This is a genomic window from Vibrio sp. R78045, from assembly GCF_042466085.1.
In the GTDB taxonomy this organism is placed as follows: domain Bacteria; phylum Pseudomonadota; class Gammaproteobacteria; order Enterobacterales; family Vibrionaceae; genus Vibrio; species Vibrio cyclitrophicus.
Genome location: NZ_JAXHBS010000013.1, coordinates 37,035 through 59,839, shown reverse-complemented (window position 1 = coordinate 59,839; position 22,805 = coordinate 37,035). Strand labels below are relative to the sequence as shown.

Annotated in this window: 18 protein-coding genes and 1 pseudogene; 12 read left to right on the top strand and 7 right to left on the bottom strand. The window is 42.2% G+C overall.

Features of this window, described 5'->3' with window-relative positions; all coding sequences use genetic code 11:
- Positions 1–301 precede the first annotated feature (301 nt).
- The 3 genes from SJY39_RS10900 to SJY39_RS10890 are packed head-to-tail and all read right to left on the bottom strand — an operon-like array spanning position 302 to position 2,756.
- Positions 302–1,657 carry an FUSC family protein gene (locus tag SJY39_RS10900; protein ID WP_016796778.1) on the bottom strand — a complete coding sequence of 452 codons (1,356 nt, stop codon included), beginning with the start codon at positions 1,655–1,657 and terminating at the stop codon, positions 302–304.
- A 9-nt stretch (positions 1,658–1,666) separates the two neighbouring features.
- Complete coding sequence (locus tag SJY39_RS10895) at positions 1,667–2,533, bottom strand: HlyD family secretion protein (RefSeq protein ID WP_016785222.1); 867 nt, start codon at positions 2,531–2,533, stop codon at positions 1,667–1,669.
- 10 nt (positions 2,534–2,543) lie between these two features.
- On the bottom strand, positions 2,544–2,756 hold the full coding sequence (locus SJY39_RS10890) for a DUF1656 domain-containing protein (RefSeq protein ID WP_010429574.1): 213 nt from the start codon (positions 2,754–2,756) through the stop codon (positions 2,544–2,546).
- A 472-nt stretch (positions 2,757–3,228) separates the two neighbouring features.
- On the opposite strand from SJY39_RS10890, the gene aspT reads away from it, so the two are divergent.
- The 7 genes from aspT to SJY39_RS10855 all read left to right on the top strand — a co-directional run bounded on the left by aspT (position 3,229) and on the right by SJY39_RS10855 (position 12,096).
- Entirely contained in the window at positions 3,229–4,944 is a 1,716-nt protein-coding gene (aspT, locus tag SJY39_RS10885; protein WP_016792029.1) for an aspartate-alanine antiporter, read from the top strand.
- 163 nt (positions 4,945–5,107) lie between these two features.
- Positions 5,108–6,706 carry a bifunctional aspartate transaminase/aspartate 4-decarboxylase gene (locus tag SJY39_RS10880; RefSeq protein WP_016793687.1) on the top strand — a complete coding sequence of 533 codons (1,599 nt, stop codon included), beginning with the start codon at positions 5,108–5,110 and terminating at the stop codon, positions 6,704–6,706.
- A 218-nt stretch (positions 6,707–6,924) separates the two neighbouring features.
- Positions 6,925–7,782 (top strand): pyridoxal kinase PdxY, encoded by an 858-nt coding sequence (gene pdxY / locus SJY39_RS10875; RefSeq protein WP_010429583.1) that lies wholly within the window; start codon positions 6,925–6,927, stop codon positions 7,780–7,782.
- Positions 7,783–8,000: 218 nt separating this feature from the next.
- Entirely contained in the window at positions 8,001–9,173 is a 1,173-nt protein-coding gene (locus tag SJY39_RS10870; RefSeq protein WP_016793688.1) for a patatin-like phospholipase family protein, read from the top strand.
- A gap of 16 nt (positions 9,174–9,189) precedes the next feature.
- Positions 9,190–9,615, top strand: coding sequence for a hypothetical protein (locus SJY39_RS10865; RefSeq protein WP_029203009.1), 426 nt, complete (start codon positions 9,190–9,192; stop codon positions 9,613–9,615).
- A 155-nt stretch (positions 9,616–9,770) separates the two neighbouring features.
- Positions 9,771–10,676 carry a LysR family transcriptional regulator gene (locus tag SJY39_RS10860; protein ID WP_016767437.1) on the top strand — a complete coding sequence of 302 codons (906 nt, stop codon included), beginning with the start codon at positions 9,771–9,773 and terminating at the stop codon, positions 10,674–10,676.
- A 259-nt stretch (positions 10,677–10,935) separates the two neighbouring features.
- The gene (locus tag SJY39_RS10855) at positions 10,936–12,096 is read left to right on the top strand and encodes a BamA/TamA family outer membrane protein (protein WP_016793690.1); all 1,161 of its coding nucleotides are present in this window, start codon (positions 10,936–10,938) and stop codon (positions 12,094–12,096) included.
- Between the two features lie 89 nt (positions 12,097–12,185).
- Here SJY39_RS10855 and SJY39_RS10850 read toward each other — a convergent pair whose 3' ends face one another.
- The 3 genes and pseudogenes from SJY39_RS10850 to SJY39_RS10840 all read right to left on the bottom strand — a co-directional run bounded on the left by SJY39_RS10850 (position 12,186) and on the right by SJY39_RS10840 (position 16,763).
- Entirely contained in the window at positions 12,186–12,743 is a 558-nt protein-coding gene (locus tag SJY39_RS10850) for a PhnA domain-containing protein (RefSeq protein ID WP_004730927.1), read from the bottom strand.
- Positions 12,744–12,970: 227 nt separating this feature from the next.
- Positions 12,971–15,491: pseudogene (locus SJY39_RS10845) on the bottom strand (VolA/Pla-1 family phospholipase).
- 18 nt (positions 15,492–15,509) lie between these two features.
- The gene (locus tag SJY39_RS10840) at positions 15,510–16,763 is read right to left on the bottom strand and encodes an outer membrane protein transport protein (RefSeq protein WP_010429604.1); all 1,254 of its coding nucleotides are present in this window, start codon (positions 16,761–16,763) and stop codon (positions 15,510–15,512) included.
- 356 nt (positions 16,764–17,119) lie between these two features.
- Here SJY39_RS10840 and SJY39_RS10835 point away from each other — a divergent pair, with 356 nt between their 5' ends.
- The gene (locus SJY39_RS10835) at positions 17,120–18,202 is read left to right on the top strand and encodes a site-2 protease family protein (RefSeq protein WP_016793692.1); all 1,083 of its coding nucleotides are present in this window, start codon (positions 17,120–17,122) and stop codon (positions 18,200–18,202) included.
- 103 nt (positions 18,203–18,305) lie between these two features.
- Here SJY39_RS10835 and SJY39_RS10830 read toward each other — a convergent pair whose 3' ends face one another.
- Entirely contained in the window at positions 18,306–19,094 is a 789-nt protein-coding gene (locus tag SJY39_RS10830) for a M48 family metallopeptidase (RefSeq protein WP_016792035.1), read from the bottom strand.
- 138 nt (positions 19,095–19,232) lie between these two features.
- Here SJY39_RS10830 and SJY39_RS10825 point away from each other — a divergent pair, with 138 nt between their 5' ends.
- From SJY39_RS10825 to SJY39_RS10810, 4 genes are all read left to right on the top strand, one after another.
- On the top strand, positions 19,233–19,658 hold the full coding sequence (locus SJY39_RS10825) for a hotdog fold thioesterase (protein WP_010429610.1): 426 nt from the start codon (positions 19,233–19,235) through the stop codon (positions 19,656–19,658).
- A gap of 86 nt (positions 19,659–19,744) precedes the next feature.
- The gene (locus SJY39_RS10820) at positions 19,745–19,978 is read left to right on the top strand and encodes a DUF3389 domain-containing protein (protein ID WP_010429612.1); all 234 of its coding nucleotides are present in this window, start codon (positions 19,745–19,747) and stop codon (positions 19,976–19,978) included.
- A 163-nt stretch (positions 19,979–20,141) separates the two neighbouring features.
- A complete protein-coding gene (locus SJY39_RS10815; protein WP_016793693.1) occupies positions 20,142–21,833 on the top strand; it encodes an SgrR family transcriptional regulator in 1,692 nt (563 codons plus the stop codon).
- Positions 21,834–21,863: 30 nt separating this feature from the next.
- Positions 21,864–22,784: a DMT family transporter gene (locus SJY39_RS10810; RefSeq protein WP_016788246.1), complete on the top strand. Its 921-nt coding sequence runs from the start codon at positions 21,864–21,866 to the stop codon at positions 22,782–22,784.
- Positions 22,785–22,805 lie beyond the last annotated feature (21 nt).

Genomic DNA, 22,805 nt, shown 5'->3' with positions numbered 1-22,805 from the left:
GCCTCAAACCTTCGAGACTCAAACAGTCGATGTAATACTGAACGTCGTGTTCAGTTGTTATGTATTTATCCGTTAGGATTGCTAGTGTGAATGTCGCGACTAAAAATGCATTGCGTCAATCAATGAGAGGATTTTAAGAGGAGGTGGCAGATCGCGTTAATCGCGTTTGATGGACGCTATCCTACTTTAATGAATAACTACTCTAACATTCTGATTTATATGATTTTTATAAGATAAAAAACGGCCTGCTAAGTAAAATGCTGGGCAGGCCGTATTGTTGAAGTGGTTTATGTATTGAGCTTTAAGCGGTGACCTTCACCCTAAATAGATCAGTAAACAGCTTGGCTATCATTAAAATGATTAAGATATTAACCAACATTAATAGCGGTGTTTCAATTTGGTAAACGGGCGTAAGGTTGAGAGCTCCAGATGTCAGTACGACTAACAAATTAACACCTAGTATTCGATGCACCATGAGTTTAGGCGTGGCGAACACTTTCCATATCACCATAATGTTAAGGAAGTAGAATAGACCGAGCGCCCATAACTCCGTCATTGAGGGCATCACAAAGATGTACTGCAACAGAATCACCGATCCTGTGCCCAATACACCATAGAAGGCATCCTTAATAACGCTTGGTGGCATTGTCGGCACCATAGAAGAGAATACACCGGCTAACATAGGAAAGATAAACCCGCCCGGCACTGGAAGATAAATCCAAATCAATAGTGATGTGATAAACATCGACACGCCTTGCAGCACTTTGCGCCCATCTTCATTCAAATGTTCAACAAACGTGCGATGAGCATGATGCCAAGAAACTTCTTTATGATCGCCCATTACATTGAGTTCGCCTTCAACAAGAGATTGTTCTGGTGTTAAGACATCGAACGTCTTCAAGTTCTTAATAATAACCGACCACTGGATACCCAAGTTAGGTTCACTGTTACTTTGTTTGATTAATGCATCTTGGATATGCGCCATTTCATCGATACGCAAACGCCATGTTTGGATGTTCTCTTTAAGATGATAACTTCCGGTCAGTGGTAAATCTAAAAGTTGATACAGCTTATCAATATTTGCGGTGTTGCTTTCAAGTGCGGCAATATCGATGTCGTCTGATTTTTCCATTGCATCTAACAACGCTTGTTTACTTGTTTCGAAACGTTGTACAAAGTTGAGCTCAGTATTCACAGGCCACACGATGCGATACACAAAAGAGAAGACCACAACTCCTAGTAGTGTCTCTTGAAGCCTAAGAACAGCAAAGTGAAAGGTGGTTTGGCTATCAAACCCGCCCATGCATGAAACAATTGAACACACGGCAAATCCAATTGAAAAGATATAACCGTACTTCTCGTCGTTCGACATGAAGATACACACCCCAAGGAACAGCGTAAAAAATGCTAGAAACAAGAAACGATCTTGAGAAAACATGGCGATAAGGAAAAAGGCATAACCGGTCCCTAACAAGGTTCCCATTAACCGGTTATGGCCTTTGTTTATTGAATGGGCGAAGCTTTCGTTCAATGTCATCACTGCAACGGCTATCGCAGCCCAATAGGGTTTTTCCCAGCCAAACCACAACGCTAGGCAGATTGCGATAACGATAGACAGTGCGGCTTTAATCGCGTCTTTAGTCGATGCAGTGAACATTAGAACCACCTAGCTATTTTTGATTATTTTAATCGAGGCAGTCATACCAACACGCAGTTGTACGTCCTCAGGTATTTTGTCTAACTTAACTTTGATAGGAATGCGTTGAGCGAGACGTATCCATTGGAAATTTGGATTCACATTTGGCAATAAATCATTACCAGTGCTGCCGTCTTGCTTGGCAATACCAAAGCCAATACTTTTGATATGTCCTTCTAGTTGAACATTGTTGTGCATCATTAAGGTCACATAGGCAGTGTCCTGAACGTCGACGCCGACTAAATCAGTCTCTTTGAAATAACCTTCAATCCAAAAGCTATCTTCATCAATTAGCGCAACCACAGGTGAATTTGCGACGACTTGAGAACCCACGCGTAGGGTCAGGTTAGTAATATAGCCGTTAGTAGGTGCATATACCTTGGTGTACTCAAGGTTAAGATGTGCTTCTTCTACGTTAGCTTTTGCCAGTTCGACATTCGCGGCGCTTGTTTCTACCGCGTTGTTTAAGTTGTTTAGAGTGAGCACGGGCACGGCACCGGGCGTTCTTTTCTCTAAATTCAAGGCGCGTTGTTCTTCATTTTTGGCTTTGGCGAGTAGGGCAAACGCTTGTTTTTGTGTGGCAAGTGCTTTTCTGTAGGTCGCCTTGTAAATACTCGGATCGATTTCAAAAAGAAGATCGCCTTTTTTCACTTTAGAGTTGTCTTCGACATGTACTTCAATCACTTGACCCGTTACTCGAGGTGTAATCGAGACAATATAAGCACTCACTTGCCCGTCTCTGGTCCACGGGTTACTTGAGTACGACTGGTAATAGCTATAAACCACAGTTCCCGCAGCAGCCAATAATAAAAGTGTGATGAGATAACGTTTGATCAAAGTAAGTGCCTCAAAAAATGGTAATAAAATGGCCGATAGCGCCAGTAAAAATCACGATCAAGCTCAGTTCTGCTATTGCAGGAAAGGCGACGTACTTATGAAGGCCAAACCTGGTAGCGATTGACCCTGTTAGCATTGTCAATATGTAAGCCAGTGCGATAACCAATAACAGCGGTGGGAAGTAGACTTCACCCCACACAAGTTCATGTGGCATTGTGTTCATGGTTCTTTTCTCTATTTGTTTGATGAATACAAAGATAACGGAATTCGATTTATTGTGATAATCGCGTATAGAGGACCGGATCCATCAAAAAATCGACTTTACTAGGTAGCTATGCCAGCCATGTCTTTCTTTAGTATCGCAAGCCATTAGAACAAGGCCAGGTAGGTTACCGTTCAGGGTTTAAAAACAATTAATCGCAATTTATTTCGAAAATAACTCATTTCTGCTGGTGCCAGATTAATGCAGTTAAAACAACGACTTTAGAAGTAAATTACGCTTTAAGAGTTATCCAAATAGTCAAAGTGATGATCTGATCCATCAAATGAGATTACATATTAAAACCTTTTGTTCTTAATATTCGGTTCGAAGCAACGAGATGCTTTATTTATTTTTAATAATCCAACAAATATCATTATTAAGTTATTCGTTAGATTATTTACTCCTTATATTTAGTAACAAGAGTAAATTTGTCATGGACATTATTTCTAATCTGTTTGACATGGCACCATTTGTCGCACTATTTATTACACTCTCATTGGGTTATATGGTTGGTAAAATTACTATCGGCCGATTTGTTTTAGGCGGGGTAGCCGGAACATTATTAATGGGTGTAATTATTGGGCAATTTGGTGTTCAGATTGATCCCGGCGTAAAAAGTATTTTCTTTGCGCTCTTTATTTATGCTGTGGGTTATCAAGGCGGCGCGCAATTTTTTAAAGCCCTTAACTTCAGAACCATTAACATTCTGCTCTCTGCGGTTGTTATGACGGTTTCAGGCTTATTGTGTGTGCTTGCTGCCGCGTGGTTATTTGATCTAGATAGAGGTACAGCTGCAGGTCTAGCGGCTGGTGGCTTAACTCAATCCGCGATCATTGGTACTGCAGGCGATGCGATTGCACGTTTAGGCGGCGTATCTGAAGAAGCCAAACACCTGATGCAAACAAACGTAGCGGTTGGTTACGCGGTAACATACATCTTTGGTTCTTTAGGACCAATCTTGATGGTGACTTGGGTATTCCCAACACTGATGAAATGGGACATTCGAGCTGAAGCGATAGCCCTAGAAGAGAAAAACTCTAACGGCAAACGCGATTTAGCAGAAGGCGAATTTAACGCAGTCACCGCTCTAGTGACACGTGCTTTTAAAGTAACTCACGACGATAAATTGGTTGGGAAAACGCTAGCACAACTGAATCAATCATCACTTGCTGCGTGTATCGAACTTATTGAGCGCGATGGAAAAGAGCTAAGTGCAGACAAGTTCACTGCGCTTAAAGCCGGCGACCTTGTTGTGGTTACCGGCCGTAGAAATGCGGTTCATGAGCTACAGAGCAAGGCACAAAGCAATGAAGTAGCATTACCGGAAAGCTATGAAGTTATTGAAGAAAATCGTCAACTTATCGCTGATAACCGCAAGCTAATAGGTCGCTCGCTAAAAAAAATCAAAGACAGCTCAAACGAACGCTCATTCCGTGGCGTGTATGTGACAGACTACATGCGTGCAGGTACTTCAGTGGCGATTACTGAAGACCTTATTGTTGAGAAGAACGATGTTATCCAGCTAACGGGTACCGCTCAAGACATTAACCGAGTTGAAAAATACATCGGTAAGCGCATGGGTTCTGCGACTATGACTGACTTCATCGTACTGGGTTTCGGTATGGTGTTGGGCCTTCTTATTGGCTTAATTAGCTTCAAGATTGCAGGCATTCCCGTCACGATTGGTTCTGGTGCAGGTTGTTTGATCTCTGGTTTACTTGTTGGTTGGTTACGTAGCCGAAACCCACATGTGGCTCAGTTCCCAGTGGGTGCAGCAAACTTCATTCGTGACTTTGGTCTAGCGGCATTTGTAGGTATTGTTGGCCTACAAGCAGGCCCTCAAGCGGTTGATACCATCAAAGAACACGGAATGTCACTTCTGTTCTTGGGTATGGCAGTCACCATCATTCCACAGATTATTTCATTCTTCTTCTCGTACTTTGTGTTGAAGATCAAGAACCCAGTAGAAGCTTTAGGTTGTGTGACTGGTGGTCGAAGTGCAAACCCAGCATTCGCAGCATTGATGGAGAAAACAGGCAATGCAACGCCAGTATTTTCGTTCACCGTGACTTACGCTGTAGCCAACGTGTTACTGACTCTATGGGGACCAATTATCGTCGGCATTATTACCGTTAATGCGGGTATGTAATTGAACCTAAGAATTCATTACAGATTTAAAAGACACTAAAAAATTATCACCTTATTAAAAGACCTGCCCAATAACGAAATAGGGTAGGCCTGAATAATCACACTTAAGTAAAACACTTCATTCTAATTGAAAGTGTTTAAGATTAAATTATTAGGCAAATATCATGACTACACAAAATACAACTATCGACTTTTCTAAATTCGCTGATTTAAGCCCGTTTGAATTAAAAGACAAATTAATTGAAGTTGCGCAAACAGTGCCAGACCGTACTTTATTAGATGCAGGTCGTGGTAATCCAAACTTCCTAGCAACATTGCCACGTAAAGCATTTATTCGCTTGGGTGAATTCGCAGTAATGGAAGCGGAGCGCACATACTCTTACTTAGACGGAAGTTTTGGCGGCATTCCAGATGGTGTTGGTATTGTTGAGCGCTTTGATTCTTACGCAAACAACAATCAACAGAACCCAGGTGTTCAATTCATTGAAAAAGCTCTGAGTTACGCAAAAGATCGATTAGGTATCGAGAAGCAAGTGTTCTTAAATGAGCTAGTGAATGCGTATTTAGCGTGTAACTACCCAGTACCACCACGAATGCTGACGAATATCGAAAGCGTTGTAAAACAATACATTGCAGAAGAGATGTACGGTCCTATGCCAATGACGACAGATTTCGATCTGTTTGCAACGGAAGGTGGCACGGCATCAATGACGTACACATTCCAAACCATGTTTCACAACGGTCTACTAAAGAAAGGCGATAAGGTTGCGTTAATCACACCAATCTTCACACCTTACCTAGAAATCCCTGAGCTTTCAGAATACGAACTTGAGATTGTAGAACTTCGTTTAGATGAGACAACATGGCAGCTACCTATGTCTGAAATCGAGAAGCTTGAAGACAAAGACATCAAACTGCTATGTGTGGTAAACCCAGCAAACCCTGCATCAGTGAAGTTCTCCGATGAGACTCTGAATAACCTTTCAGACTTCGTTAACACACAACGTAGTGATCTGTTCATTATCACCGATGATGTATACGGTACATTCGCAGACGATTTCGTTTCACTGTTTGCCAAACTTCCATACAACACGCTTTGTGTTTACTCATTCTCTAAGTACTTCGGTGCGACAGGCTGGCGCCTTGGCTCGATTGCGATTCAGCACAACAACGTGTTCGATGATGCAATGCGCAGCCAACCAGAAACTCGTCAGCTGGAACTGGATGATCGCTACAAGACGCTAGACCCGGAACCACGCGGCATTAAGTTCATTGACCGTATCGTTGCAGACAGCCGAAGTGTTGCATTAAACCACACTGCCGGTCTTTCACTACCACAACAAGTTCAAATGGCGCTGTTCTCATTGAACTGCCTAATGGACTCAGAGCAAAACTACAAAGAAGCGTGCAAACGTATTATTCGCGAGCGTTACAAAACTTTGTACAAAAATATGGGTATTGAAATTGAAGAAAACAAAGACCGTGTGGACTACTACACATTGCTTGAGCTCGACACTTTGGGTGGCAAATTGTATGGCCCAGCTTTCGTTGAATGGTTCAAAGCGAACGAGAAGGGTAAAGACTTCCTGTTCCGCCTTGCACACGAAACTGGCGTTATCTTGCTTCCTGGCAAAGGCTTCGATGTAGTACACGCTTCTGTTCGTGTGTCACTGGCTAACTTGACTCACCACGAGTACGAACTGATTGGCCGCGCAACACGCAAGGTGTTAGACGAACACTTCGCTGAGTTTCAAGGCGAATAAGTTTTAGTCAAACTTAAAACTTAAAACTGAAGACTCGATTTTAAGTCAATGACGTTCAACTCACTAAGAATAAGCCTCGGCGATGTCGAGGCTATTCCGACCAAATAAGCACAGTGGTTAGAAGGCAAAAACTGCCTATCTTGACGTTCCGTTGCGTTTATTTAGTCGTCTTACCCTAGTAATCCAAAATCTAATTAAAATTAAAAAAAGAGCGGCGTATGAAAAGCATTATTTCTATTCAATCTCACGTGGTTTATGGGCATGCAGGCAACAGCTCTGTGGTTTTTCCAATCCAAAGAATGGGGCTCGATGTGTGGCCAATCCATACTGTACAGTTCTCTAATCACACTCAATATGAACAAGGTTGGACGGGGCAAACATTTAGTTCGGACGATATTCGAAACTTAGTTCGAGGCTTAGACAACATCAGTGCGTTGAAAGATTGTGGGGCGGTCTTATCGGGCTATCAGGGAAGTGCAGACCAATGCAAAGCGGTTGCCGAGGCGGTGAACCTCATCAAAGAAAAGAACCACAGTGCGCTCTATATTTGTGACCCTGTAATGGGAGACCCGGACAAAGGTTGCATTGTTGATGTAGGCGTTAAAGCGGCTATTGCTAAGCATTTGCTACCTATAGCTGATGTGATCGTACCAAACCAATTTGAGCTGAGTGAATTGACCGACACCAAAATTCACTCGCTTTATGATGCGGTTACAGCCTGTAAGAAAGCTCTGGAGCTTGGGCCAAAAATCGTGCTAGTGAAACATCTACACTCATTACCGGACGACGCATTCAGTATGATCCTCGCAACGAAAAAAGCATGCTATTTAGCTCAACGACCGAACATCGAATTTGATAAACAACCGGTTGGTGTTGGCGATCTTATTTCGGGCTTATTTACTGCAGGATTAATGAAAAAAATGTCTCCGGTGGCTGCACTCCGTCACGCAAACAACGCCGTCTACGGTGTATTGGAGCTGACTAAGAGCTATGGCACTTGGGAACTACAAACGATTAATGCTCAATATGAATTTGTTGAGCCTACTCACGACTTCAACGTAGTTAAAATAGGCTAGAGCGTTTAACTCCAACAGTGTTTAAGACGAAGGCTAACAGGGTGACTATTCGATGGATAGAGTCCTACAAACGAGATTACGAGTTAAGCCCGATTCTAGCTATATTACGACCACAAAGAGATGGACTTCACTTTATCCTATTTATTAACTTCTCTGCTTTTTAATTTTATTAAACAGAGTCTCTGAATCACGTTAGAGAAAATTAAATGAGCCTAAATATGAACCGTCTAATCTCTTCGGGTCTTACCGTTGCTTTGTCATTTCTAGTAGTGGCTTGTAGTTCACCTCACACACTGGATGTACGCGTAAACAAAGACAATTACAAAGACGTCATTGTAGAAGATGCATCATCAGTAGAAGAGCCACTGCGTATTTGGGCGAGTGAGGCGCCAGACTTCTTATACTCTGCAGACGATCAAACCACGCCGATTACCGTATCAGGCGATCAACTGAACATCTTGGCATTGTCAGGAGGTGGCGCAAACGGAGCTTTTGGTGCGGGTATCTTAATAGGGCTTGAAGAATCAGGCCAACTGAAGGACTACTCGATAGTGACTGGCATCAGCGCAGGAGCATTAATGGCACCGTTTGTGTTTATCGGGGGAGATGCGTTTTCGAAGATGAAAAAAGTAATGTTGAACATCAATGATAAATCAGTGCTCGGAAAAAAGAACTTTTTAAACACTGTCTTTAAAGATGCGTTTACCGATGGAGAACACTTGTACCAGTTTATTGCTGAGGCTTTCCCTGAACCGATGATTGAGCAAATTGCAACGCAACATCGCAGCGGCAAACGTTTGTTTATTGGCACCACACATTTTGATTCTGGCGAGCTTGTCATTTGGAATGTGGGCGCAATAGCAAACAGTGACATGCCAAATAAGTCTGAACTCATTTATAAGGTCTTGGCGGCAAGTGCTTCCATTCCCGGAGTATTCCCACCGCAGTTTATTAATGTGGAACATGAAGGTGTAATTTTTGAAGAGTTGCATGTCGATGGCGGTTTAGCGACTCAAGTGTTCTTCAATCCATCTAACTTCGATTATCAACAGATCTCAGATTCACTTGGGTTAGAGACATCACCACAACTCGATATTATTCGAAATGGCTCGCTGAAAGCACCGTATCACTCACTCAGAGATAAGGGGCTCGATTTGGTAGCAAAGAGCGTATCAAGCCTGACTCTTGCTCAAACACGTGGTGACCTATATCGAATGAAATACATCTGCGAAATCAACAATATCGATATGCAATTTACTTATATGGAACACGACTTTAGTTATGCAAAACGCACCAAAGACATGTTTGATGAACATTACCTATTAACCATATACAAATATGGTTATCACAAAGCAACACGCGGGAAACCTTGGGTAACCGAATTACCTTAGTTAGGGATATTAGAAAATGAGAAAAACAACATTAGCGATACTTTTAATGACAACGTCTACCTGTGTAATAGCCCAAAACGCAACCTTAATGGAACAACAGAAAGTCGATAATGACATGCTACAACTGGCCGACGTTCAGCAAGAAGCGGCGTTGATCATGATTGAAGAAAATTCAGACTATGTGGCGATTGATTACATTGGTCTGTGGGGTGAAGTGAACAATTACGTTACACACAAAGAAGCCAAGCAACGCCAGCTTCAAAAAAACACCAAAAAATACATTTACTCGCAAACGGGTGAAACTCTAGAGTCCATTGAGCAGCGTATTGCTGAACATATTCAAGCGGATCAACCTAGATATTTTAGTGTCGATGTTTACCGCAATTACCACGGTGATTCAGGCGACTTTAACTACTTAGCACGAATTATCGAATACATTTAAGTATTCGTTACACGTCAATGATAGAACCTACTGACTTAAGTAGGTTTTTTTTTAAACCAGACAAATTCATTTCACTATTATTATTCTGACAAAGTAGATATTTCGTCAACCTGTGATAATTTAAATACATAACAACTAAAAGTAAGCACAACAAAATGAATTTCAGCATTGAACAACTTCTCGCGTTTGTGACTGTCTATGACCAACTGTCTTTTAGCAAGGCTGCGGTTAAGCTTAACAAGCACAGAACAACAATCGGCCAGGTTATTACTAACCTTGAAGACCAACTCGCGGTAAGTCTATTTGAAAGGGTTGGAAGATCGGTTAAGCCAACAGAAGATGGGCACCATCTCTATCACTATGCTAAGCAAACGATTGAACAAGCACGCACTTTCGACAAGGTAGCCTTGAGCTTGTCTTATGGCGGTTTGGAAAACATTACTTTTGCTTATTCAAGTGTGATACCTCATCAAATCCTTGTGGATATTCGAAAGAAGTTGCGTCGTGATTTCCCGATGATGCGAGTGAATTTTCTTGTACGAAATAAAAAAGACATTAAGCAAGGCCTTCAGAGCGGTGAGTATCATTTTGGATTGGTCAACGTGCATGACAGTCGTGGAATACACAGTTTTGATGCCACCTTTTTAGGCCATATAGAATTTTTTCCTTTCGTTCAAAAAAATGGTGAGTTTTCATCTTTGGCAAAAGAAGATGTACTTTTAGCGCTAAGAAATGCGAAGCAGTTTGTCTTAAAATCCTTCATTGAAGAAGGAATGTCCGAAAAAATAACCGTTAGTTCTGACAATGAAGAAGTCGACCAATTAGCGCTAGTTATCAAAATGGTTGAAGCAGGTCTAGGATGGGCACTTCTACCAAAAACGTTCGCTCATTCTGAATTTTCGCATTACGACATCGAACCTATACAATCGTCTGAAATGGAACAAGGATTTAAATTTGGCTTTGCACTATGGTGCCCTCATTCTAAACAAATTAGCGAAGTTAAGTCATCAGTATTATCAGTTATCAAAGAAAACGTAGAGCGATTGCTAAAGCGAGATTAATGAACCAATAACACAGTTTACTTGTTCACAGAGGCTCATTTATATGAGCCTTTTTCGTCTTTGTCATCTTTAGAATGATTTGATTTTGTAGGGCTAGATCCTCCATATGAGAGTAGGGCAATGCCACAGTTTGACCTACTCTAACCCAGTCGATTAAGGACCCCCTTTATTGGCAATAAGTGTTTAATTTCTATGTTTATTGCAAGGAAGCAAACTTTCGGCCGGGTAATTACCCGGCCTTTTTATTGAGGCCAATCTTATGAATCGCTGCGGCGGCTTTGCTCTTTTTTCTTGCTCTTTGCTTACGATAACACCTTCCTTTGCATCGTTTTATGATCCTGTTGATAGTCAATTTGATATGGGACATCACATTGCAGAAAATGCAACGGGGTTTTTACCTATACCTATACTAATTACCGAGCCTGCGGTTGGTTATGGTGGTGGTGTTGCTGGGTTGTTTTTACACGAGGACGAAGAAGAAAAACGAATCCGTAAAGAAGCAGCGTTAAAGGCTATTGATGGTGGTGCGCAACTTGTTCCATCTGCGATGAGTGTTGTTGGTGCTTTAGGAACAGAAAATGAAACCTGGTTTGTTTTTGGTGGCCACAGACGTTCATGGATGAATGATTCAATTCGTTATACCGGTGGCGGTGGTTTCGGTGTTGCGAATATCGATTTATATAAGCAACTTTCTTTTGGTGGCAAAGAATTAGACTTGAAATTTGGCACATCAACGTCGGTCGCGGTACTTTCACAAAAGGTGCAATTTAGAATCGGTGATACACCTTGGATGATAGGTTTGAAACAGTTATTCGCCAAGTCTAAAGTTGAATCTGATAATCGTTTGGTCGACAAACTCATGGAGTTTACCCTAGGCACTGAATCAGTGACATCTGGTTTAGGTATTGAAGCTGAGTTCGATACAAGGAACAATTTGTTTTATCCAACAAAAGGATATCGATTTTCTGCAGACTACATGGTATTTGACGAGGTGATTGGTAGTGATTCAAACTATCGAAACTTAAATATTGAAGGGGAAGGTTACATTCCAGTGTCAGAAAAGTGGACACTTGGGTTAGCGGGTAACTATCAAAATTATGAGCAAGGTGATGGATTTGTGTCTCCCACAGCTAAGCCCTATGTTGAATTAAGAGGTGTGTCTTCATTTCGCTATCAAGGGGATGAAGTTGAAACCCTTCAAGGGCAGCTGAGTTACAGTATCAATCATCGTTGGAAAGTATCAGGCTTCTATGGTTCAGGAAAAGCAACGGAGCGAGCTGATCAAAGTAACAAGGTGAATGCGGGTGGAGTGGGCTTCAGATATCAAATTGCGAGACGTTATGGTTTACACCTTGGTATGGACTACGCGCAAAGCCATGAAGAACGCGCTATCTACTTTAATATAGGCAGTGGTTTCTAGAACTACTAAATCGGTTTGATTTTTTCTAATAAAAAAGGCGCTAATTATTCATTAGCGCCTTTTTAGATTTTGTTCAGCTAAAAGAATAATTACTTTTTACGGCAGAACTCAGCGATTACGTACATTGATTGACCGCCGTTTGTTTTACCAGAAACAAGCTTAGGATCGTCACCAACGCTGATACCACGGATAACAGTACCTTGCTTAATCACTTGGTTAGTACCTTTGATTGGCAGATCTTTAATTACTGTTACGTCGTCACCTTTTTTTAGTTCAACGCCGTTCACATCAAGAGGCTTGTCATCAGCAGACATACCGATTTGTGCCCAAACTGATGTTTCTTCTTCAAGGTACATCATATCTAGCGCGTCTTGAGCCCAGCTTTCAGAGTTCAGACGTGTTAGTTGACGCCACGCCATTACTTGAACTGGCGCTTCTTGGCTCCACATGCTGTCGCTTAGGCAACGCCAGTGGTTGATGTCTTTAGGATCGTCAATCTCACCAAGGCATTTGTCACATACCATGATGCCGTGATCCACTGTTACGTGGCTGTGTGGCGGCACTGCGTATGCAGTAAGAGAAGAATCAGAACCACATAGTTCACATTTAGATTGGCAGCGTTCTAGCATAGTAGCTTCAGAAGACATAATGGACTCACATTTATTAGGTATTAAATTACGAGGCTATTATCCACTTTATTTACAATAAAGAAAGAGGTCGTACGGTATTCTGTCTTGATTAATTTTAGCTGAGATCAACCATTTGTGTTTTAAGGTTCTATGCAAACGGTTAACGAGGGAGATTGTTCGAACGACAGATACAAAAATGCCAGCGGTTAAGCTGGCATTAGAGGGTGGTTTATCTCCGTATGCGTCTACTGAACATTTTTAGAAGCATCCAGTAGAGTATCGTCTACTGCTAACGTTCCAGTAGCGTTACCTTGAGTAAGAGTAAACTGGATGATTTGAGAGGTCATTTCTGTATTTGCAGCAACATCTGTACCAGTAGTGCTCGCTGAAATTACAGTTGAATGCCCAGCTGAAGAGTTTGCGTCAAAGTAAGAAGCAACTCTCGTCCCTGAAGCATCGATTGCAGTATTAACCAAGGATAATTTCTTAAACAGTGGTTCAGTTCCGGCTGTTGGGATCTCAGCAACAGAGTTTTGGTATTGTTCCATCACCATCTGCTTGAATACCAAGTACAGGTCCGGTAGTTGTAGATGCAATATTATATGGGTCAACGTTATCTAGAACTGTTTGCGCAGCATACATGAATGAAGTAAGAGTAGAGTCAATTGTCGCTTTAATTGCTTTATCTGAACTAGGCGCACTGTCACTACTTAAGGTCGTGTAATACTCATTAAAGCAAAGGCCACCAGATTTACTCACTGGAACACAGTTACTTGAATAGTGTGCTTGGTACTCTGTTACACTTGATAGGCTAACGGTATGCTTGATCTCAGGAGAGAAAGAACCTGAGTTAAGCAAGAAAGGAGCAATACCACCACCTGGGTTAGCAAGGGTTGCACTTGTATAACTAAACATAGAATCGATAGCAGGGTTCAACACAGTATTACCTACCGTGTAAGAGTTGATTCCTGTAATAGCCCCAATGGAATGCCCAAATAGAGATACATTTGTTTTATCTAGGTTACTGAATGCAGCATCGGTAGCTGAATTTAAAGCAAATCGAACCCCAAGCCCATCAATTGCACTTTGGCGAATATTGTCTCGAGCAACAGGCAAGTACTCAAGATTCATGTATACGGTAGGTGACGTTGGTGTCGTCACGGCATCCGCACTTAGTGCGCGTTGACCGTGAAGTGGTTGATCAATAGCGATAATTGCATAGGGTTTGTATGGCGCTGTTCCAGTAAGTGCGCCGCCAATATGCTGAATCGCGAAAGCATAAGCACTCTCTTTGATACTAGTGATACCGTGTTGATACTGTAAAATTGGTAAACTACTGTCGATAGCTACTCCTTCAGGCACAAACATAACGAACGGCACTGACGTTACTGCTCGAATTTGCGGTACAGCGCTGTATTTAGTCATGATACGCGCGCTGTCTAACTGTTCTCCATCTGCGAGGGTTAACTTTTCTCCAATGAGTAATTGTTGGTACTCTGCTTGATAGAGTTGAGTAGTAGGCTCAGTAATCCCTAAACCTGCTAGCTGTGTAGCAACGGCTGTTTTGTCCGCGTCACTTCCTGAGCTGAGTACGCTTAAGATAGTTAAAACACTAGGCATAGCACTGCGCCAAGGCGTTGTTTTCCATTCATCGTCTGTTAATGAATCAGACAAGAAATATGGCAGTTCAACTGTTCCGCGATAAACTTGAATAGAAGCAGCAGCTGGTGCTGAGAAGTTAGCGTTGTAACCAGCCGCTAATTGTGTAGCAGCATCGTCACCAAATGCGCTCTTAAACATCGCGTCAGCTTGTACAGCTGTAGCAAAATCCTGTTTCGCTCCATCAACTGTAAAAGTATATAGCTTATCGAGATCAGCTACCGAAATATTATTTGGATTCGCTAGGTTCTTCCATATATCAGAAGGGGTAACTGCGGGACTAATCGTTTGTGCAATTGCAGCTTTAGCACCGTTCATAACGTTACCAGCTGAAGCAGTCGTAAACCAAGATGAATAGATGATCTCATCTGAACTTGACACTTCACCATAGCCAGCGAATAACGCTTCAACTTGATGGATGATTTTTTGTGGTAAATCGAGCGAGCCTGCTTGGTCTATATCTGTAGTTTTTAAAGACGCGTAGGAGCTTGATGTTCCTAGTGGTTCATCTGCGCTATCAACAATTGAGTCAGTTAATGCATAGATGTAGTCAGAGCTAGGATCTAAACCTTTAAGAGGTAAAACTTGTATGGTCTTAAAATCGCTAGATGCCACTAAATAGTCAACTCCAGCAGTTAGCGCAGTAAAGTTAGACATTACACCGGTGCCCAGATCAACATCCACTTTAGCGACTTTTACGCCAGCATTTAAGTGCGCGCTAAACGGTGTCGTACCCATCATTACGACATCATTCTTCAACGTTCTGTCATTAGAAAGGTTCACATTGATGGTGAACGGCATGATAGTACTCCAACCATCTGCTTCTCCCATCGCTACTTTTGGATCATTCAATAACCCCGTTGAATTTGAATCTAACGGAATGTTCAATGTGTGATCATTGGTATCGAATAGAAAGAAAGAGGGAAGAGGAACATCCGCTTCACTACCTAAAAGCGTAAAGCTAATTTTAGAACTTCTAGCCAATGACTGATTGATTGCATCGGAATAAGGTGCAGCCGTTGAATCGCCAGAGCTTTCACTGTTGTCCCCACAGCCAGCAAGAAGTAAAGCTGAGCATACGAGAGATAAAGAAAATTTGTTATTCATGTAATTATTCCCGTACGGTTAGTTGAACGTGTAGTTAAGTTGTATCGCTGAAAGGTAAGCAACGCCTTCAGCATCAAATGTAAGCTTTTGTCCTGCTGCATCGGTTTCGGTAAACGAACCACTTTCACTTTGTACTAACGCAAATGCTGCATCGACAGTCATGTTTTCAGAAACTGCATAAGTTAAACCGGCTGAATACCACATACGGTCGCTATCGGGGATGCTTAACGTTGCTTCACCAGCTTGTTCGTCATATGCCAAACCGGCACGTAGAGTCCAGCTTTGGTTAACCATGTAAGTAGCACCTATAGACCATCTTTGGTTGTCTTCGTAATGCTCGGTTTTTAAGAAACACTCATTATTTTTACAATCTGAACTCGTTGCTTTTAATTCTTTGAACTTACTCCATTTGGTTAATTGCCAACCATAATGTATTGCCCAAGCATCGCTAAGTTGATGAAAAGCAGATAGTTCAAAGATATCGGGTAGTTCAATTTCTAAGCGTCCGGTTGTCTTACCTGGAGCACCACTCTCCATTTTTAAGCCGGTGTAATCCGTGAACTCTCCGTCATCAAAATCAAGTTCAACAGATGAGCGATAGCCAAAACCAAAACGGTTATTTTCATTCAGTTCGTACAACGCACCCACATTCCAGCCAAAAGCGAACGTTTCACCAGTCATTGATATCAGTTTATCACTTGGCGATCCGCCAACAGGCAGGCTTCCTTTGTGTCTATTTAACTCAGCTTCCGCATATACCAGATTGATACCAGCACCAAGGCTTAAGCTTTCATTTACTCTGTAAGCAATGTTTGGATTTAGGTTTACGGACACCAAAGATGTGTCACCAGCTAAATCACCTGCATAAATATCGTCGGGATAATCAGTAGCAACGCCATATGTAGTGAACATGCCAATCCCCCATGCCCACTTTTCATTGATTGGACTGATGTAGTAAGCGGCCGGGACTATTTGCAAAGGGGCTACGTCAGAAGACTTCTGATTGAAATCGCTATCATTAATTTTGGTTTGAGTGACGTTAACCTCTGGATCAACGATAGAAACCGCGCCTGAAAATTGGGCTGTATCAAATAGGGTCATCGCGGCGGGGTTTCTCGCTAGTACACTTGCGTTGTCCGCTACCGCGCCTTCACCTGAGAATGCGCGACCAAGACCTGAGGCAGAGTGCTCAGCAACTTGGAAACCAGCCGCAAGTGAGTTACATGCAAATAGCACAGAAAGTGAAACGAGAGAGCGTTGTATTGTTTTCATCCTTGACCCTCCTAGGGCATCAAATCTCATTCTTATTGTTGAAAACACAGGGAGCATTCTTGTGAACGATGCTCTAATGTAAATAACATGTTAAATTCATGTTTCATGTAAAGTCAAAGAATGAGTTGTCATTTTGTGAAGTTATATTTTTAGGGGGCGGGACTTTAACATCAATAATATGCATGTAATCAATGATTTATTCGTGGTTGGAGGTGTGACCAGAATGTTTATGCACACTATCGGCATAAATAGTGTCCAATTGCTCAATATGTAACAGTTTTGTTTATGTTTACCGTTTATCACTAAATCGGCATAATGTTGATTCGTTTTGAAAGTCATTAGATTGGAATTTAAATTTGGAATTACTCGCTGTAGAATTTCTTGGGAAGCCACTTCGTTTAGAAGGGTCAATGGCAGGATGGCAGCAATTATTTTGGGACAATACGTTAGTGTCGCAACTTGATGCAACTACGGAGTTAGATAACGCTCGAATTCATACATTTACGTTACGTGCTGGTGAAGATACGTTGCAGTGTCACGTTGAAGCCTTGGTTCAATGGCAACCGTTTGAGATGACGTATAAAGCGTCAGTTAATGGCCAAACCATTACTGAAGGCACTCGTAATACTAAAGATATCGAGCAACAAACACCCGTTGTAGCACCTAAAACAGAGAAGCGTTTTAGCTTAATCGGTTTAGTATCACTTGGTATGAAAGCGCTCAAAAGCGCTAAGTTGATTAAAGTAGTTTTAGCCTCTGCAAGTTTAGCGGCTTATTCATGGTTGTTTTCTATTCAGTTCGCTTTGGCCTTGATCGCTTGTCTAATGTTTCATGAATATGGTCATATCAGAGCGATGAAGTACTTTGGTATGAAGACTAAAGGCATCTATTTAATACCATTCCTCGGTGGCTTGGCGCTCTCTGACGAAAAGATTAATACACGCTGGCAAGACGTGGTGATCTCGATTATGGGACCACTGTTTGGGTTGATATTGTCGTTGGTATTTATGGTGTTGTATTGGGCAACTGGTGAGATGTTCTTTGCCGGGCTTGCAGTATTTAATGCCTTGTTAAACTTATTCAATCTGCTACCGATCTTGCCTCTTGATGGCGGCCACGTGTTGAAAAGTATCAGCTTTTCGATGAACAGCGTGTTGGGTATTGTACTCTGTGTCGCAGCCGCCGTTGCAGGTGTCGTGTTGAGTTACCAATTGAACTTAACCCTGTTTGGTTTCCTATTAATTATGGGTAGTGTTGAGATTCTGTTCGAATGGAAAGGGCGTCATCACAGTCACTTGCTGCCGTTAGATAGGTATGGACAAGTAGTGTCATTCGTCTGGTATGTTGGTTTGGTGAGTAGCTTGATTGGCGTTATTTGGTACTTCGCGTCAACAGGTGATGAACTACTAAGCCTTCCGTTACAAATTCTAGGCACTTAATCTGTGAGTTGAACCCGTTCGAATAGCTCATGAAACCAACAAAAACGCCCTAACCAAAATGGATAGGGCGCTTTTGTATTAAGCCATGTTACTGATGGGTAAATTATGCTTTGCAATTTGGTTTCGTGGCACCAGACTGAGGTAACGTTTTGATGGTTGCTTGCAGATCCTTGATACGCGTGCTGTGAGAAGGGTGCGTAGACAACAGTTCTGGCGGTTGACTTCCACCTGATGCTTTTGCCATGTTTTGCCACAAGTCGACGCTCTGGTTAGGATCGAAGCCGGCCTGAGCCATATACTCTAAACCTACGACATCGGCTTCTGACTCTTGAGTTCGGCCATAAGGTAGAATAACACCGTATTGAACTCCTAAACCTAGGGCTGCCATCGTCATCCCTTGGTACTGTTTGTACTCCGAAGCTCCCAAGGCGACGCTAGTGATAGATAAACCTGTATTAGCTATTTGAGACTGAGAAAGACGCTCATTACTGTGATCCGCTAATACGTGTGCAACTTCGTGGCCGATAACTGTCGCCAATTGGTCTTGGTTAACCGCAACATTGAGCAAACCCGTGTATACGCCAATTTTTCCGCCAGGTAGCGCAAAGGCGTTCACTTGGTCGCTATCAAAAACAACGACTTCCCATTCACTAAAGCCTTGTTTAGGAATGTGTTGAGTAATACTGTTCGCTACACATTGAACGTACGCGTTGGTTTTTGCATCTTTACTGATTGGTTGTTCTTTCTTCATTTGTTCAAAAGACTGTGCTCCAAGCTGAGACATGTCTTGATCTGAAAAAAGCAGCAATTGGTTTCTTCCTGTCGGGGAAGCGCTACATGCGGTTAGGCCTGCAAGTGTGAGAAGCAAGGCAAACTTCATCCATGACGTCATACAATATCCTCTGTATATTCGGTTTTTATGCATGTTAACATCAACTTGCGTAATAACTAATAGTTGTAAGATAACTTATAGCTTTAAGACAAAAAAAGCGGCTCACGCGATAGCAAAATCAATAATTAAGGACCCAACATGACGATCTGGAAAAAGCCCGTTGACCTCGATATTTTCAACGCGACCTCAAAGAATACCTTAATTGAGCACCTCGACATTGTTTACACTGAAGTTAACGATCGTTCTTTAGTGGCGACGATGCCGGTTTGTCACTTTACGCACCAACCGCTGGGCATGCTTCATGGCGGTGCATCGGTAGTTTTAGCCGAAACGCTAGGTTCACTCGCAGCAAACTTCTGCGTTCCTGATGGTTACTATTGCGTTGGATTAGACATTAATGCCAACCACGTTCGTTCAATGCGTGAGGGCCATGTTATCGGCACTGCCGAGCCTATTCACCTTGGCGTGTCTACCCAAGTATGGCAGATAAACATTACTGATGAGCGTCAACGCTTAGTCTGTACAAGCCGGCTAACTATTGCAGTGAAGAAGCACAAACGTTAATTCGATAAGAAAGGCTGGGGACAGGAATCAATCCATCCTCAGCTTATGAACCTCATATAAACTGTTTATTTTAGTTAGAGAAATCCATGGTCATAACGTTTAAAAGTGGAAAAGTCATCGCAACAGCACATGAGCTAGTTGTTCGTCTGAATGGTGAGCATAGAGTCACACTGCAAGCGCAAGTTGATGCGATTCAACTGATCGGAAAAGGGGCAAACGTTATTTCTGCCAACGGTTCAGAATGTAAATGGTCGATTAAATTAGACAATGAACAACAGCTCCGTGACATCGCCAATGAAATTGGCTGCGATGTGATGTAATTACTGGCTATGACAGCGTTTATTCAAACCTTTCGCTTTCTGTTAAGGATACTAAACCGACTCACATTCATAATCTCTTCGTAATAAATCATAAGTTCGATTGATTTTGACTCGTAAAATAGGGAAACTGAATTCAATATCCTTTGAATAAGTTTTCCTCTTTATGAGTAGCCCAAGACTTCGTGTTCAATTTGAAACTCTATTTGAACATTTTGACGGTAAAGATTCTGATGTTCAGTTAGACGACATCACAGATGTCCTTTGTTGTACGCGCCGAAATGCCCGAATGGTTCTCAACAAGCTCGAAGAAGAAGGGTGGGTAGAGTGGTTACCTGCTGCGGGGCGGGGTAAATTATCTCAACTTATCTTTAAGCAGAATCGTTGTGATGTAAGCGAAAACTTAGCTACGCGCTATTTACAAGAAGGCAAAATTGGACAGGCACTTTCAGTGCTCGACCACAATGCTGCAAAACTCACTCAAGTTATACAGAACTATTTAGGTGTACAGTATCAAGAGGGTGAACAGGTCATACGTTTACCTTATTATCGTCCACTATCAATGCTCAACCCTACCAAATCAATGCGCCGTTCTGAACAACACATTGCTTGTCAGGTTTTTAGTGGTTTAACCCGCCTAGACGAAAATGATCAACTACAGCCGGATTTAGCTCACTCTTGGCAAAAAATAAATGACTATCAATGGCGATTTTTCTTGAGACCGGGGGTCCGCTTTCATAACGGAGAACCGCTATTAACTTATCATGTAGTGGATACGCTTTTACAACTTGAGCCGCTCAATATGTTCTCTCATATTAAAGATGTCTCATCGCCAGCAAATTGCGTCGTCGATGTTTTTTTAACGCGTCCGGATAGGCATTTCCCCCTCGCTCTCACTGAATCGGTTGCTAAAGTCACGTTACCGATGACTTTACGTGGCGAAGATTATGATATTAGACCTATCGGCACCGGCCCGTATCGCGTAGAGAAGAACGACGAAAAGCAACTCGTGTTAAATGCTTTTAATGGATACTTTGGTTTTAGGCCTCTGATAGACCGTGTTGAAGTTTGGGTTGTCGATGAGGCGTATTCATCAATGGTTTATCCAAGTCTTTCTAAGCCTGTGATGGCAGACCGTGGCGACAGTGATGAAGTTGAACTTGATCCTGGTTGTACGTATTTGTTACTGAACAGAAAAAAGGGTATTGCAAAAGATCCGGCGTGGGCAGAGTTTTTATCGAACACCTTGAATGCGGCTGATCTGTTTGTGCATATTCCCAAAGAAACTGTCATAGACCTGGGCGTACTTCACGCATATGGAATCAAGCCTGGTTGGTATGACATCAAATTGAAGACTCCAGTTTGTCCACCAGCAAACAGTAAACCGACTATAAGACTGGCGTACCAATGCCAGCATCCAATGTTTCCAACGTTAGCAAAAGCGATTGTCACAGTATTAAAGCAATACAATGTTGATGTTGAACTTCACGGTTACAAAACAGAACCACCACATGCCGATGACGTTGATATTTGGATCAACCCAATGGGTATTGCTAATAATCGAGACGATGCGTTGGCGGGTTGGTTGATGGATTACAGTTTTCTCGATGAATCTAGCCCAGCGGACGATTTTGACCAGTGGTGTCATATGATTGATCGTTGGCGGTCCGGTGAATTTGAGCAATTCCCTGCAAGACAACTTGGTAAACAACTCGTACAAAGTAATCAATTGATACCTATGTTCCATTGCTGGTTAGGTGTTAATAAAGATCAATGCGGTACGCTGCAAAATGCCAAGTGCAATGCACTTGGTTGGTTCGACTTTAGCCAAGTTTGGGTTAAGCCTGAAGTTGATTGAAATACTAGAAAATGCAATTAGGACAAAACAATGCAAACTGCGATGATCACACTTATTACGCTGGTGGCCTTTGCTGCCAATTCAGTCTTGTGTCGCTGGGCATTAATGGATCAAACGATTGATCCTTTGAGTTTTTCGATCGTGCGTATCTTGTCTGGTGCGGCGACACTTCTGATTTTATTAACCTTATCTTCCCAATCTAAATCGACATCTGAACCTAAGCTTGTGGAGTCAAAAACAAGTGCATCCGCTCTCACAAAGCTTAGGTCTCAATTTCAATTGACTTCAATATTGTCGCTGCTCGTTTATATGTTTGGTTTCTCGTTTGCTTACTTGGAACTTGGAGCCGGGCTTGGTGCTCTCGTGCTCTTTGTCGCTGTGCAATTTACTATGATTGCGGCACACTTGTTGTCAGGAAATAGAATGTCATCACTTGAGTGGGGGGGATGTCTATTGTCTGTCGCAGGTCTCGCTTACTTATTGATGCCGACAGGATCTGCTCGTTCACCAGATTTGCTCTCTATTGTATTGATGTCATTAGCAGGAATCGCGTGGGGTATTTACACGTTAGCAGGTAAAAAATCCACAGACGCTCTTCAATCAACGACTGCCAATTTTGCATTCGGTTCACTAGCCATTATCGTAGTGTTAAGTATATTTGTTGTTCTACCTAGCGTGTTACCTCAAATATCTATCACCGAACAAGGCATGATTTACGCGGTTATGTCAGGTTCTGTTGCTTCGGGAGTGGGTTATAGCGTGTGGTATTACGTCGTGAAAAAGCTCAATACTGTGGTTGCGTCGATCGCGCAGCTTTCTGTGCCAGTAATAGCAACGCTTGGAGGCGTATTATTACTATCTGAACCAGTAACCATGCAGTTTGTTGTTTCATCTACGGTTATTTTACTTGGGATCAGCTTGGTTCTTGTCGCACCTAAACTTAAGAAATAAAGAGTTGAATCATTAACTTCT